Annotated in this window: 13 protein-coding genes and 1 rRNA gene; 2 read left to right on the top strand and 12 right to left on the bottom strand. The window is 73.0% G+C overall.

Annotated features, from left to right (window positions below):
- Positions 1 to 37: 37 nt before the first annotated feature.
- The 9 genes from murJ to ACN26Z_RS12675 all read right to left on the bottom strand — a co-directional run bounded on the left by murJ (position 38) and on the right by ACN26Z_RS12675 (position 9,428).
- Complete coding sequence (murJ, locus tag ACN26Z_RS12715) at positions 38 to 1,672, bottom strand: murein biosynthesis integral membrane protein MurJ (protein ID WP_421464636.1); 1,635 nt, start codon at positions 1,670 to 1,672, stop codon at positions 38 to 40.
- Position 1,673: 1 nt separating this feature from the next.
- Entirely contained in the window at positions 1,674 to 2,540 is an 867-nt protein-coding gene (locus ACN26Z_RS12710; RefSeq protein WP_421464635.1) for a hypothetical protein, read from the bottom strand.
- Between the two features lie 175 nt (positions 2,541 to 2,715).
- Positions 2,716 to 3,657, bottom strand: coding sequence for a copper transporter (locus tag ACN26Z_RS12705; RefSeq protein ID WP_421461349.1), 942 nt, complete (start codon positions 3,655 to 3,657; stop codon positions 2,716 to 2,718).
- A gap of 27 nt (positions 3,658 to 3,684) precedes the next feature.
- Entirely contained in the window at positions 3,685 to 4,863 is a 1,179-nt protein-coding gene (gene steA, locus ACN26Z_RS12700) for a putative cytokinetic ring protein SteA (RefSeq protein WP_093409814.1), read from the bottom strand.
- Positions 4,864 to 4,981: 118 nt separating this feature from the next.
- On the bottom strand, positions 4,982 to 6,739 hold the full coding sequence (gene recN, locus ACN26Z_RS12695; RefSeq protein ID WP_093409754.1) for a DNA repair protein RecN: 1,758 nt from the start codon (positions 6,737 to 6,739) through the stop codon (positions 4,982 to 4,984).
- A 57-nt stretch (positions 6,740 to 6,796) separates the two neighbouring features.
- Positions 6,797 to 7,681: an NAD kinase gene (locus tag ACN26Z_RS12690; protein ID WP_093409756.1), complete on the bottom strand. Its 885-nt coding sequence runs from the start codon at positions 7,679 to 7,681 to the stop codon at positions 6,797 to 6,799.
- Positions 7,682 to 7,760: 79 nt separating this feature from the next.
- Positions 7,761 to 8,621, bottom strand: coding sequence for a TlyA family RNA methyltransferase (locus ACN26Z_RS12685; protein ID WP_421461348.1), 861 nt, complete (start codon positions 8,619 to 8,621; stop codon positions 7,761 to 7,763).
- A gap of 16 nt (positions 8,622 to 8,637) precedes the next feature.
- Positions 8,638 to 8,859, bottom strand: a complete 222-nt coding sequence (locus ACN26Z_RS12680) for a hypothetical protein (RefSeq protein ID WP_421461346.1) — start codon at positions 8,857 to 8,859, stop codon at positions 8,638 to 8,640.
- On the bottom strand, positions 8,856 to 9,428 hold the full coding sequence (locus tag ACN26Z_RS12675) for a phasin family protein (RefSeq protein ID WP_282239098.1): 573 nt from the start codon (positions 9,426 to 9,428) through the stop codon (positions 8,856 to 8,858). The genes ACN26Z_RS12680 and ACN26Z_RS12675 overlap by 4 nt, the downstream gene beginning before the upstream one ends.
- A 111-nt stretch (positions 9,429 to 9,539) precedes the next feature.
- Between ACN26Z_RS12675 and ACN26Z_RS12670 the strand changes: the two genes are divergently transcribed.
- Complete coding sequence (locus ACN26Z_RS12670; RefSeq protein WP_093409767.1) at positions 9,540 to 9,878, top strand: SCP2 sterol-binding domain-containing protein; 339 nt, start codon at positions 9,540 to 9,542, stop codon at positions 9,876 to 9,878.
- A 5-nt stretch (positions 9,879 to 9,883) separates the two neighbouring features.
- Here ACN26Z_RS12670 and ACN26Z_RS12665 read toward each other — a convergent pair whose 3' ends face one another.
- Both ACN26Z_RS12665 and ACN26Z_RS12660 read right to left on the bottom strand, forming a co-directional pair.
- Complete coding sequence (locus ACN26Z_RS12665; RefSeq protein WP_421461345.1) at positions 9,884 to 10,900, bottom strand: HAD-IIA family hydrolase; 1,017 nt, start codon at positions 10,898 to 10,900, stop codon at positions 9,884 to 9,886.
- The gene (locus tag ACN26Z_RS12660; RefSeq protein ID WP_421464634.1) at positions 10,897 to 11,793 is read right to left on the bottom strand and encodes a tetratricopeptide repeat protein; all 897 of its coding nucleotides are present in this window, start codon (positions 11,791 to 11,793) and stop codon (positions 10,897 to 10,899) included. The genes ACN26Z_RS12665 and ACN26Z_RS12660 overlap by 4 nt, the downstream gene beginning before the upstream one ends.
- Between ACN26Z_RS12660 and ACN26Z_RS12655 the strand changes: the two genes are divergently transcribed.
- The gene (locus ACN26Z_RS12655; protein ID WP_421464743.1) at positions 11,698 to 13,299 is read left to right on the top strand and encodes a hypothetical protein; all 1,602 of its coding nucleotides are present in this window, start codon (positions 11,698 to 11,700) and stop codon (positions 13,297 to 13,299) included. The two genes, ACN26Z_RS12660 and ACN26Z_RS12655, sit on opposite strands and share 96 nt — an antisense overlap.
- Before the next feature lie 94 nt (positions 13,300 to 13,393).
- On the opposite strand, the gene rrf is transcribed toward ACN26Z_RS12655, so the two are convergent.
- Positions 13,394 to 13,510 (bottom strand): 5S ribosomal RNA (rrf, locus tag ACN26Z_RS12650).
- Positions 13,511 to 13,570 lie beyond the last annotated feature (60 nt).

Below are 13,570 nucleotides of genomic sequence, written 5' to 3'. Positions count from 1 at the left end.
TTCGCGACTGCGGGGCTCGCAAGCTCACTCCTCGCGCTCACCGGACCGCCTCCTCCTTCCGGTCACCTGGCCGGGCCCGGCGCAGGCGTCGACCCAGGCCGGTCAGCAGTGGCCGCAGGTCCTGCCGGTCGACCAGCCATACCACGGCGAGGAACACGACAGCGACCAGGACTCCGGACAGCATGCCCTGCATCAGTGCCGTCCACCGCGCCGGGGGGTCGCCCTCGGCGCCCAGCAGCCGTAGCATCCCCACCGCCGCGACGGCGGCCGCACCGCCGGCCAGCAGACCGGCAGCGCCGGCCCGTCCGGCGCCGGCCAACGCCTCCCGGCCGGCCGACCGGGCGACGGCGACCAGCAGCAGCGCGCCGAGCAGCAGCATTCCCGCCGAGTTGGCCAACGCCACCGCCAGCACCCGGTCGGCCACCGGAAGCAGCGCAGACAGCGGAAGCAACGCCAGCGGTACCGCCAGCCAACCGGCGGTGATGGTGGCGGTCGCCGCCCGCGTCGCGCCCCGGGCGTACAGCGCGCGGGACAGCACCGCGAACAGCCCGTACCCGAGCAGCCCGGGCGCGTAACCGGCGATCGCGGCGGCGGTCGCGTCGCTGTCGAGCGGGAAGAACCGGCCGATCGGGCCGGCCGCACCGACAAGTGCCGCAGCGCCGAGGAAGCTGCACAGCAGCACCCCACGCAGGGTCGCCGACAGCACCTTCCGGTAGGTCCGCTCGTCCGCGCCCGCCGCCGTGGCCAGGGTCGGGTACGCGGCGGTGGCCAGCGGCACCGCCAGCACCGCCCAGGGCAGCAGGTAGAACGTCTGGGCCAGGTTGAACACCTGGAACGCCTCGGTCCGGCCGCTGGAGAGCCGGTAGAGGATCACCGCCAGCGCGACCTGTTGGGCGGTGACCGTCACCACGCCGGCCACCGCCAGCCCGCGTACCCGGGCCCGGGCGTCGGCCGGGAACGCGTACCCGGGGCGCAGCGTCAGCCGCAGCCGACGCAGCGGGATCAGCAGCGACAGCGACAACACCACCACGCCGAGGGTGGTGCCGACCGACAGGATCAACTCACCGCCGCGGCCGGCCTGCGCCACGCTGGCGCCCGTACCGGCGGCCCCGGCGAAGACCAGGTAGACGACGACCACCGTGAGGCTGGACAGCAGCGGCGCGATCACCGGCCAGGCGAACCGCCGGTGCGCCTGGAGCACGCCGGTGAGCACGATGCCGATGCCGTACAGCGGCAGTTGCGGCGCGAAGACCCGCAGCATCCGGGCGCCGGCCGCCAGTTCCTCCGGTGACCGGCTGTCGCCGAGCGCGGTGATGATCGGCCCGGCGCCCAGGGCCACCAGCACCGCCAGCGGCACGAGCAGCGTCACCGTCCAGGTGAGCAGGGCGCCGGTGGTGGCCGCGACCGCCTGCCGGTCCCCCGCCGCGACCGCGCCGGCGAGCAGCGGTACGACCAGGCTGGCCAGCGCCCCGCCCGCGACGATCTCGAAGATGATGTTCGGGATGGTGTTCGCCAGGACGTACATCGCGCCCAGGTCGCTGTCCTGCACCACCCAGGTGAACACGGCGGTACGCCCGAACCCGGCCAGCCTGCTGACCACGGTGAGTACGGCGATGAGGGCTGCCGCTCCGGCCAACCGGCCGGCGCCGGCGAGGGGGGCCGGTCTGGTCACGTCAGTCGGCGCGTCGGCCCAGCGCGTCGAGTTCACGCAGCCCCGGCGTGCTCGCGATGACCTTCGTGAAGCTCACCTTCTCGCTGGCCGCGGTGAGCCCGGCGAGGACGGCGAGCAGCCCGGCCCGGCCGACCGGGCCGGTGCGGGCGGCCAGCGCCACCCCGAGCACCGCGCCGAGGGCGTTCGCGCCGCTGTCACCGAGCATCACGTCCTCGGCCAGGTCTTCGGGGAGCAGCCCGGCGGCGGCACCGGCCGCGCCCGAGGCGATCCCACCGTGCCGGCCACCGCTCAGCGGCGCACCGAGCAGCAGACCCGACTTCAGTGCCCGTCCGGGACGCAGGTCGAGCAGGTTGACCAGGTTCGCCGTGCCGGCCACCACCCCCGCGCCGAGCAGCACGTCGACGCCTCGTCCCCAGATGCCCTGCCGGCGCCGACGACGATGCCCGGCCACCCCCGGGTCGGCGGCGAGCAGGGCGGCCGCCCCCAGACCGGCCGCGCCCACCCCGACGATCTTGACGAGGCCGGCGGTGACCCGGCCCTGCCGCAACGCGGCCAGGTGCCCGGCGAAACCCTTTGCCGCCTTCTGCTCCGGACGGGCACCGACAACGTCGTCGTAGAGGCCCACGGCACCGGCGCCGAGCCCGGCCACCAGGGTCGCCGCGCCGGCCGGCACGCTCGCCGCCCCGCAGGCCGCGGCACCTGAGGCCCCCAACGCGAGGGCCGGGCCGGCGGCCAGGGTCACGGTGCGTTCCCGGAAGTTGGTCCGCTCCAGGGCCACCGCGGGCGGTGAGGTACGGATCTCGCGCAGCGCGTACCGGGCAGCGACCGCCCCGATCCCGGCCACCAGGAGTCGACCGAAGACCGTCACGTCGCCGTCCCGCTCACTCACGCCATCCCCTCCCGCCGGCCGGCGGACATCGTCGGAATCGGGCACCGGGTGCCCCGTCAGGCCACTGAACCCTTGCCGGCCCGCACCGCTCGGCGGGTGCGTACCCGCGCCGACGCCGCGACGGGTCGGAGCGTGCGAAGTGGGTGAGAAGGGTTCACTGGGGCAGTCTAGGCACCAGCGAGGCGGCGCTGTCACCGACGCCGAAGTGACCGGCCTTGCGCTCGGCGAGCTGCTGCACCAGCGCCAGGGTGGTGACCAGTTGCCCCTGGACCGTGTTGGCGTTGTCGATGGTCGAGATGGTCTGGGCGAGCACCGCGTCGCCCCGGACGAAGGCCACCAGATTGCCGCCGGCCGAGCCGTTGCCGGCCACCACGATGCCCCCGGTCCGGTCGAACTGCTCGGCGATCTTGACGACGGACTCGTCCTTCTTTGCGGAGTCCTTGTCCACGTACGGCTGCCCGCTGACCACCACGACGGCCTCGGCCGGCGCGGTGATCCGGTCCGACGTGGTCAGGTAGTTGGCGTTGCCGTACGCGGCCAGCACCGCCCGCCGGTCGGCCTCGGTGACCGGCTCGGCACCGGCGGGCTGGTCCAGCAGTACGGTCGCCAGCAGGGCGCTGGAGGTCTCGACGCCGTGGCCGTTGCCGGGCAGCCCCGCGGTCGGCGCCTCGGTCGGTCGGGCCGCGGTGACCGCCAGTTCGAGCAGGTCGTTGTTGTTCTCCGGGTTGATGAACTTGTCCTGCAGGTCGATCCGCCCGGTGACGTCGGCACCGGCCAGCTGGAGCATGTTGAGCACCCCCTCGGTGTGCTCGCGACCGGTGGGCAGGCTGAGCACCAGCACCCGCTTGCCGCTGAGCGTGCCCGGCAGCATCACCTGGGCCATCTCGGCGGCGAAGTCCTCCTCCAGCTCCAGTTCCCGCTGCATGTTCTGGACCGCCTGGCGCTGGTGCTGGTTGTCCTTGCGTAGCTCGTTGACGGTCTCCCGAAGCGAGTCCGCTACCGGACCGTTGAGTGCGGCGGTACCGACCACCAGGCCGATCGCCAGGGCGAGGAAGACCGCGGTCAGGGACACCACGTGGTACCGGAAGTTGATCACGCTTGAAGCCTCTTGATCGGTCGGGAGCTAGAAAAGCTGGCCGAGCTGGAACACGAAATTGTCCCACCACTCGGAGACCACGCCCAGGTACGCCTTACCGACGGTGGAGACGGCCACCGCCGAGGCCATGGCGGCGAGTGCGGAGAGGACCAGCAGCAACAGGGACGACCCGGAAATACTCTGCCGGTACAGCCGGCTGACCCCCTTGGCATCGACCAGCTTGCCACCGACCTTGAGCCGGGTGAGGAACGTCGACGCCATGCCGCCGCGCCCCTTGTCGAGGAACTCCACGAGCGTGGCGTGGGTACCCACCGCGACGATCAGCGAGGCGCCCTTCTCGTCGGCCAGCAGCATGGCGAGGTCCTCGCTGGTGGCGGCGGCGGGAAAGGTCACCGCCGGTACCCCCAGGCCGTTGACGCGCGGCAACCCCGGCGCCCGCCCGTCCGGGTACGCGTGCACGATCACCTCGGCGCCGCAGCGCAGCACGTCGTCGGTGACCGAATCCATATCGCCGATGATCATATCTGGGGTGTAGCCCGCCTCGACCAGAGCGTCGGCGCCCCCGTCGACGCCGATGAGCACCGGCTTGAACTCCCGGATGTACGGGCGCAGCACGTCCAGGTCGGCCTTGTAGTCGTAGCCCCGAACCACGATCAGACAGTGCCGGCCCTGCACCTCGGTGGCGATCTCGGGCACGCCGACGCCGTCGAGCAGCAGGTCCCGCTCCTGCTTGAGGTAGTCCATGGTGTTGGCGGCGAACGCCTCCAACTGCACCGACAGGCCCTCCCGGGCGTCGGTCATCGCCTTGGCCACGCTCTCGGCGTCCTGGCGACTACCGTGCGCCACCGGGTCGTCGTTCAGGTAGACGGTGTTGCCCTCGATGCGCACCGTGTCGCCCTCACGGATCCGCTCGAAGATGCCCTCACCGAGGTCGTCGAGCAGCGGAATACCCGCCGAGATCAGCACCTCCGGCCCGAGGTTTGGGTAACGGCCGGAAACCGACGGCTTGGCGTTCAGCACCGCGCCGACACCGACCGCGACGAGCGAGTCGGCAGCGACCCGGTCCAGGTCGACGTGGTCGATGACCGCGATGTCGCCGGGGCGGAGCCGGCCGACCAGCCGCTTCGTGCGACGGTCGAGGCGCGCGGTGCCGAGGATCTGTCCCGGTTCCGCGTTCCGGGCCCGGCGCAACGTGGGTAGACGCATCGTGACCATCCTGGCATGTGAGGCAGGCGAATCTGTCGCGACATGCCTGAGCAGGGCCGCCTACCCAGGGAAACACACATGGGCGAAGGCCGGTGTGCCTCCGCTCACAATCGCGGTCTCAGGACCGCCGTTCCCTGGCCGCCACGGCCAGGAGTTCCTCGGCGTGAGCGATACCCAGATCCGAGTCCGGCAAACCCGCAAGCATCCGGGCGAGTTCCCGGGCCCGCTCGGTGTCCTCCACCACCCGCACCCCGCTGGTGGTGACCGCACCGCCGGTGTCCTTGGCCACCACCAGGTGCCGGTCGGCGAAGGCGGCGACCTGAGGCAGGTGGGTCACCACCAGGACCTGGTGGCTGCGGGCCAGTCGGGCCAGCCGCCTGCCGATCTCCACCGCCGCCTGACCGCCCACCCCGGCGTCGACCTCGTCGAAGACCAGCGTCGGCGGGCCGCCGGAGCCGGCGAAGACCACCTCGATGGCGAGCATCACCCGGGACAGCTCACCGCCGGAGGCACCCCGTTGCAGCGGCAGCGACGGCGCACCGGGGTGCGCCAGCAGCCGCAGCTCGACCTCGTCACCGCCGTCGGGCCCGACACCTACGTCGACCCCGTTGACCGGCAACGTCGGCTCGGCCCGCCCGGCGGGTCGGGGCAGCACCGCCACCTCGATCCGGGCGTGTGGCATCGCCAGCCCGGCCAGCTCGACGGTGACCTGATCGGCGAACCGCGCCGCCGCCTCCTGCCGGGACAGCGACAGCCGGCCGGCCAGCTCGGCCACCTCGCCGGCCAACCGGGACGCCTCCCGGTCCAGCTCGTCGAGCAGCTCGTCGGAGTTGTCCAGCTCGGACAGTCTGGTCCGGGCCCGCTCCGCCCAGGCGATCACGCCGTCGACATCGTCGGCGTACTTACGGGTCAACGCGCGCAACGCGGCCCGCCGCTCGTAGAGCGCCTGCAACCGAGCCGGGTCGGCGTCCAGGCCGGCGAGGTATGTGGACAGCTCCACCGAGACGTCAGCGACCAACGTGGCCGCCTCCTCCAGACGGACGGCCAGTTCACCGAGCGCCGGATCGGTGCCGGCCTGCGCCTCAAGCGTGCGCCGGGCGGTGCCCAGCAGCGTCGAGGCGTCCGGAGTGTCGTCGGTGGCCTCCAAGCCGCCGGCCACGCACTGATGGGCCAACTGGGCCGCGGTACGCAGACCCTCCGCGTGCTCCAGTCGCTGCGCCTCCGCCTTCAGCTCGTCGTCCTCGCCCGGCTGCGGATCCACCCGGGTGATCTCGTCGAGCCCCAACCGCAGCAGGTCGGTCTCCTGATGGCGTTCCCGCGCATTGCGCCGCCGGTCGGCCAGGTCGTCGACCACCCGACGCCACCGGGTGAACGCGTCCCGCGTCGCGTCGAGCAGCTTCTCGTGCTCGGGACCGGCGAACCGGTCCAGCGCGGCCCGCTGTTCGGCCGGGCGCAGCAGCCGCAGTTGGTCGGACTGACCGTGTACGGCGACCACCTGCTCACCGACCTCGCCGAGCATCGACACGGGCATGCCGCGGCCACCCAGATGGGCCCGGGACCGGCCCTCCACCGTGACCGTGCGGCTCAGCAGCACGCAGCCGTCCTCGTCGGGCTCACCTCCGGCGTCGGTGATCCGGGCGTGCACCGTCTCCGCCACCCGGCCACCGAGGCGCAGCCGGCCCTCGACCACGGCACGGCCGGGTTCGGCGCGTACCCGGCCGGCGTCGGCCCGGCCACCGAAGAGCAGGCCGAGCCCGGTCACCACCATGGTCTTGCCCGCACCGGTCTCGCCGGTGATGACGTTCATGCCGCCGGCCAGCGGCAGCGTCGTGTCCTCGATGACGCCCAGTCCGGTGATGCGTAGCTCCTCCAGCACAGCAACCGACAGTAGACGCGTGGCCCGACACTTGACCAGCCGGCGCGGCCGGCAGCCTCAGCGGCGGTTGCCCCGCCAGCCGTGCACCGGGAGGTCGAACTTTGCCACCAGGCGCGCGGTGAACGACCGGTCCCGCAGCCGCACGATCCGCACCGGCAGGGTGCCCCGCCGCACGGTGACCCGGGCGCCCGGCGGCAGGTCGTAGACCCGCCGCCCGTCGCAGCAGAGCACGGCCAAAGTGGTGAACGGGTCGACGGTGATCGTCATGGTGGAGGTGGGTGCCGTCACCAGCGGTCGGCTGAACAGCGCGTGCGCGCTGATCGGCACCAGCAGTAACGCCTCCACCTCCGGCCAGACCACGGGCCCGCCGCCCGAGAAGGCGTACGCCGTGGAACCGGTGGGCGTGGCACACACCACGCCGTCACAGCCGTAGCGTGACAGCGGCCGCCCGTCGACGTCGACGAGCAGTTCCAGCATCTGGGCCCGCTCGCCCTTCTCGACGCTGATCTCGTTGAGGGCCCACGACTCGATGGTCGGCCCACCGTCGAACTCCGCCGTCACGTCGAGGGTGAGCCGCTCATCGACGCTGTAGTTGCGGCTGACCACGTCACGGACCGCTTCGTCGAGATCGTCGATCTCCGCCTCGGCGAGGAAACCGACCTTACCGAGGTTGATGCCGAGCAGCGGCACCTTCGCCGGCCGGGCGAGCTCCGCGGCGCGCAGGAACGTCCCGTCCCCACCGAGCGCGAAGACGATCTCGGCGCCTTCGGCCGCCTCCGGCCCGGTCACCGGCACCACGCCCGGCAGGTCGAGATCCTCGGCCTCCTCGGCCACCACCCGCACCTCGAACCCGGCGGCGATCAGGTCCGCAGCGACCGCACGGGCATGCTCGGTGCTGCGCCGCCGGCCGGTGTGCGTCACCAACAGGGCCGTGCGGGTCACCGCGCCGCCGCCCCGCTCCGCTCACCGGCGGCCTGAGCCGCCACGCTGCTGTGCCAAACGGTTCGCTCGCTCCGCTCGCTCACGTGGCCACCTCCTCCGTCACCTCGTCCGGTCCGTCACCGGACGTCACCGGGCCACCTGGCCCGGCCGCCACCACGGCCCGCACCCGCTCCGGGTCGGCCGGTGGCGCGTCCCGGCGTAACCATACGAAGAACTCGACGTTGCCGCTCGGCCCCGGCAGGGGGCTGGCCGCGAGATCCGCCAGCCCCAGCCGCAGCGTCGCGGCTGCCGTGGCGACCTCAAGCACCGCCTGCGCCCGAAGCTCCGGATCGCGCACCACCCCACCGGTGCCGACCCGCTCCCGGCCCACCTCGAACTGCGGTTTGACCATCAGCGCCAGGTCACCGTCGGCCCGGGTGCAGGCCGCCAGGGCCGGCAGCACCAGCCGCAACGAAATGAACGACAGGTCGGCGACGGTCAGGTCGACCGGGCCGCCGATCGTCTCCGGCACCAGCGTCCTGACGTTCGTGCGTTCGAAGACCCGTACCCGGGGATCGTTGCGCAGCGACCAGGCCAGCTGGCCGTAGCCGACGTCCACCGCGACCACCTCGGCGGCCTCGGCGCGCAGCAGCACGTCGGTGAAGCCACCGGTGGACGCGCCGGCGTCCAGACAGCGTCGACCATGCACCGTCAGCCCGGCAGGGGCGAAGGCGGCGAGCGCACCGGCCAGCTTGTGCCCGCCCCGGGAAACGTACTCGGAGGTCGGGTCGGCACCGCTGACCAGCAACGGATCGGCGGGATCAACCATCGCGGCGGCCTTGCGGGCGGGCACCCCACGCAGCTGCACGCGGCCAGCCTCCACCAACGCGACAGCCTGCTCACGGGAGCGGGCCAGGCCGCGACGGACGAGTTCGGCGTCCAACCGGTTACGCCGTGCCATGGATGGACGCGCCTCCTCAGGCCTGGTCGATGGTGGCCAGCGTCTCCCGCAGCGTCTGGTACGCGGCCTCGTACTGGGCGATCTGGTCGGCGGGTCCGAGCGTCGCGGCGTTCGTGATTGCCTGCATCGCGGCCTCCACCGCCGGGTGACCGTCGTCCTGCCCGCCCTCGCCGGTCCAGCGCTGTGGCGGCGGACCCGGGCGCGGACCCGGCGGCGGGCCGGGCCGCGGCGCGGTCATGCGGCGCCGTCCGGGCGCGGCGGTGCGGCCTTGGCCGGTCGCGACGTCGGTTCACTGTCAGCGGTACGCACGACCGTTCCGGATGCCTTCTTGGCCACGGTCTTCTTCGCGACCGCCTTCTTGGCCACCGCTTTCTTGGCCACCGCCTTCTTCGCCACCGCCTTCGTCGGCGGGGCGGCGGCGGCGGTCGATGGCGTGCCGACGGAGGGGGTCTCGACGGACTCGGGGGCCGCCACCGGGCCCGGCGCGGCGCCGCTGGTGGGCGTACCGGAAGCGGCCCGGAGCTGGCGTTCCAACTCGCGCACCCGGCGGTCCAGTTCGGCGACCTCCTCGGCGGTGGCCAGGCCCACCACGCCGAGCGCCCGCTCGACCTCGAACCGCACCAATTTGGTCAGGGCCTCACGGTTGGCCGCGCCGGTCGACCGCAACTCCTCGGCGAGGGTCTGCAGCTGGGCCGCCGTCGCACCGGTCGATCCCATAGCCCGGCGCACCGCGTCCTGTGCTTTCTTCCGGGGCGCCTCCGTCAGGCCCATGGCCAGTTCGAGGTAGGTACGCCACGCGTCCTGCATGCCTGAGTCCTTTCGCCCGACGGCTGTGCAGGTGTCACGCTACCGGGCCGTCGGAACCGTCCTGTGCGGTACGGTGCCGGGAGACGACGTGGTGTGGCGAGGAGGCGATTGGTGGCCACGGTGGACGAGTGTCGGCAGGCGTTGCAGGATCTGGCCGCCCGGCTCGAGCGCAACGCGGAGACCGTACGCGATCGCGTGGACCTGGATCGCACCCTGGCCTGCCGGATCACCGATCTGGAGACCGCCTTCCACGGCCGGCTCACCGGCGGGAGGCTGGTGGAACTCGCCGACGGTGACGACCCGAAAGCGAAGATCGCCATGAGCACCACAAGTGACGACCTGCTGGCCCTGGTTCGCGGCGATCTCGACGTCACCCGCGCGGTCGCCAACCGCCGCGTGTCGATCAAGGCGAACCCGTTCGACCTGATGAAGCTGCGCAAACTGCTCTGACCCGGTCAGGGTGCCAGGGCGAGTCGCTCCAGCGCCTTCGCCGCCTCTGGGGAGGCCGGCCGGATCGGGCCGGTGGGATGACTGCGCCAGGCCACCGCGCAGAGCGCGGCGAGCGCGTCAAGCGCACGCCCCGAGCCGGACAGCTGCCAGTCGTCGGCCCCGGTGATGGTCACCTGCCAACCACCGTGGTCGGCGTCCGACGCCGGCACCCGTACCACACCGTCGGGGTCGAAGAGGCCGGTCAGGTCCCATGAGACGTACGTCGGCCGCCGCTCTGCGGGCGCGCCGAGCAGCTCGGCGGCGTCGCTGACCCCGGTGAGGACCAGCAGGCTGTCCAGACCGGCCCGGTTGGCGCCCTCGATGTCGGTGTCCAGCCGATCGCCGACGACCACCGTACGACCGATGTCCGCCCGCCGGGCGGCGGTGGCGAACAGCTCCGGTGCCGGCTTACCGACGATCTCGTCCGGGTTCCGGCCGAGCGCGGTGGCCAGCGCGGCCACCAACGCGCCGTTGCCCGGCAACGGCCCACGCCCGCTGGGCAGGGTACGGTCGGTGTTCGTGGCCACCCAGGTCGCGCCGGCCCGTACCGCAACCGCGGCCTCGGCCAGATCGGCCCAGCCCACCTGCGGGCCGTACCCCTGGATGACCGCGACCGGACCCTCGTCGGCCGTGGAGACCGGCTTGAGCCCGGCCTCGCTGATCTCGGCCCGGAGCGCCTCGGCGCCCACCACGAGCACCGGCGCGCCAGCCGGCAGCCGCTCACCCAGCAGCTGGGCGGCTGCGGCGGCGCTGGTGAGCACCTCATCCGGTCGCGCCGGCACACCCATCCCGGTGAGCAGGTCGGCCACGTCGGCGGCACGGCGCGAGGCGTTGTTCGTCGCGTACGCGACGGCTCGGCCCTCACCGTGCAGCCGGGCGACCGTCTCGACCGCGCCGGGGATCGGCTGGTCGATCAGGTAGATCACTCCGTCCAGGTCGAAGACGACCAGGGCGTAACCGTCAACCAGCCGGTCCCCGCTCATCGCTGCCGTGCCTCCGGCTCCGCGGTCCCGTCCGCCTCGCGGCGGTCCGCACCGGATCCGGCGACCTCCGGTGCGGCCTCGATGTCGGCTGCCACGTCCTCGGCCGGCTCCGCGCCGGTGGTCGCATCGTGCTCGGGTCCGTCGGACGCCAGGTCACTGCCGACCGGGTCATCCTGGTCGGACACCTCGGCGGTGGTCGACGGGCCGGCGTCCGGGCTGGTCGGTACGGCACCGGGGGCACCGGGACCAGCTACCAGTTCCTCGGTCACCTCGTCCTCGTCGTCGCCCTCGATGACCACACCGTCGAGTTCGAGCAGCCGCTCGGCCGCGTCGGTCTCGGCCTCGGTGTCCACCTCCGCCGCGCGGGAGAACCACTCCCGTGCCTCGGCTCGCCGCCCGACGGCCAGCAGCGCGTCGGCGTACGCGTACCGCAGCCGTGCCGTCCACGGCTGGACGGTGTCGCTGGTCAGGTCGGGGACCTGGAGCATCGCCACGGCCGCGTCCCGCTGGCCGAGGTCGCCGCGCGCACCAGCGGCCACGATCAGCAGTTCGGTCGCCACCGCCGGGTCCAGCTTCTCCTGGTCGGCACCCCGGAACAGGTCGATGGCCCGCTCGGGACGGCCCAGTGCCCGCTCGCTGTCCGCGATCACCGCAAGGTGGCTCTGCGCACCGCTCATCCGGTGGTACGTCCGCAGCTCCGCGATGGCCGACTGCCACTCCCCGGCGTGGTAGGCGGCCAGGCCGACTGCCTCCCGGACTGCGGAGATCCGCGATGCGAGCCGGCGAGCGGCCAGTGCGTGCGCGAGCGCCTCGGCCGGGTCCTCGTCGATCAGCTGCCCGGTCGCCACGAGGTGTCGGGCAACGGTCTCCGCGACCGGCTTCGCCAGCGACAGCAGCTCGGCGCGGACGTCCTTGTCCAGGTCGGTCGCGACGATCTCGTCAGGCAACGCCGGCGCCTCCGTACGCCCGTCCTCGGCCGAGCCGGGTCCGTCCGCACGCCGGACAAAGCGACGTTCACCGTCCCGGTCGTCCCGGAATCCGCCGCCACGGCGGTCGCCGCCACGCTCATCCGTGCCCCGACGGAATCCGCCGTCGCGGCGCTCGGCGAAGCCGCCCGCTCCGCGAGCACCCTCCCGGTCCCGGAAGCCACCCTCACGGCGCTCACCCCGGAACCCGCCGTCCCGACGCTCACCGTCGCGAAAACCGCTCTCGCGACGGTCGCCCCCACGGAAGCCACCCTCACGACGCTCACCATCGCGGAAACCGCCCTCACGGCGCTCACCGCCACGGAACCCACCGTCGCGACGGTCGCCGCCACGGAAGCCACCCTCACGACGCTCACCGCCATGGAAACCGCCCTCACGGCGCTCACCGCCACGGAACCCACCGTCGCGGCGCTCACCGTCGCGGAAGCCACCCTCGCGACGGTCACCCTCACGACGCTCACCGCCACGGAACCCACCGTCGCGACGCTCGCCCCCACGGAAGCCACCCTCACGGCGTTCACCGCCACGGAAACCGCCCTCACGACGGTCGCCCCCATGGAACCCACCGTCGCGGCGCTCGCCGTCGCGGAAGCCACCCTCACGACGTTCACCGCCACGGAAGCCACCCTCACGACGGTCGCCGCCACGGAAGCCGCCCTCACGACGGTCGCCCCCACGGAACCCACCCTCACGACGCTCGCCGTCGCGGAAGCCGCCCTCACGGCGCTCGCCCCCACGGAAACCGCCCTCACGGCGCTCGCCGCCACGGAACCCGCCCTCACGACGGTCGCCCCCACGGAAGCCGCCCTCACGGCGCTCCCCGCCACGGAACCCACCGTCGCGGCGCTCACCGTCGCGGAAGCCGCCCTCACGACGCTCGCCCCCACGGAAGCCACCGTCGCGACGCTCGCCGCCCGCGCCGCGATCGTTGCCCCGGAAGCCACCCTCACGGCGGTCGCCATCTCGACGGAAGCCGCCGCTGTCACGGCGTTCGCTACGGAACCCGCCAGTTGCCCGGTCTCCGCTGCGGAAACCACCGGAGCGCTCGCCACCGTCGCGGCGGAACCCGCCCTCACGACGGTCGGAGTCGCGACGTTCTCCGCCTCGGAAGCCGCCGGTTCGCCGGTCCCGGTCGCCGGAGCCGTCGCGCCCGCCGAAGCCGCGGTCGTCGCGCTCGCCCCGGTACCCACCGCCCGAGCGGCCACTGTCCCGGAAGCCGCCCTCACGGCGGTCACCGTCACGACGGAAGCCGCCGGACCGGGATCGGTCGCCGCCGTACCCGCGGTCGTCGCGAGAACCTCGCTCCTCTCCCCGGTCCTGGCGCGACGGACGGTCGTCGCGGCGAGGTCCGCCGTCCCGATCCGCCGGTCGGCCCTGGTAACCCCGGGGGCGGTCCCCGCCCTGAGGTGCTGAACTCACAGGTACATCCTTCCTGAGTACGCCGTATCAACGACGCAACGCAGTCGAGGGCCGACCCGATTCCGGGTGGCCCTCGACTGTGACGTGTGTCCGGCGGTGTCCTACTCTCCCACACCCTCCCGGGTGCAGTACCATCGGCGCTGGAGGGCTTAGCTTCCGGGTTCGGAATGAGACCGGGCGTTTCCCCTCCGCCATGACCGCCGTAACCTTATCAACATGTCAAACAACACCGTTCGCTGACACCATCCATGTTGGTGTCGGGTGT

The organism is Verrucosispora sp. WMMD703 (assembly GCF_049178935.1).
GTDB lineage: Bacteria > Actinomycetota > Actinomycetes > Mycobacteriales > Micromonosporaceae > Micromonospora > Micromonospora sediminimaris.
The sequence above is the reverse complement of the archived record's forward strand: the minus strand, read 5'-3'. Positions and strand labels throughout refer to the sequence as shown.

Excerpts from the sequence above, each read along its gene's own strand:
- steA (WP_093409814.1), bottom strand. The coding sequence starts at position 4,863 with ATGCGTCTACCCACGTTGCGCCGGGCCCGGAACGCGGAACCGGGACAG.
- ACN26Z_RS12685 (WP_421461348.1), bottom strand. The coding sequence starts at position 8,621 with ATGGCACGGCGTAACCGGTTGGACGCCGAACTCGTCCGTCGCGGCCTG.
- ACN26Z_RS12680 (WP_421461346.1), bottom strand. The coding sequence starts at position 8,859 with ATGACCGCGCCGCGGCCCGGCCCGCCGCCGGGTCCGCGCCCGGGTCCG.
- ACN26Z_RS12675 (WP_282239098.1), bottom strand. The coding sequence starts at position 9,428 with ATGCAGGACGCGTGGCGTACCTACCTCGAACTGGCCATGGGCCTGACG.
- ACN26Z_RS12665 (WP_421461345.1), bottom strand. The coding sequence starts at position 10,900 with ATGAGCGGGGACCGGCTGGTTGACGGTTACGCCCTGGTCGTCTTCGAC.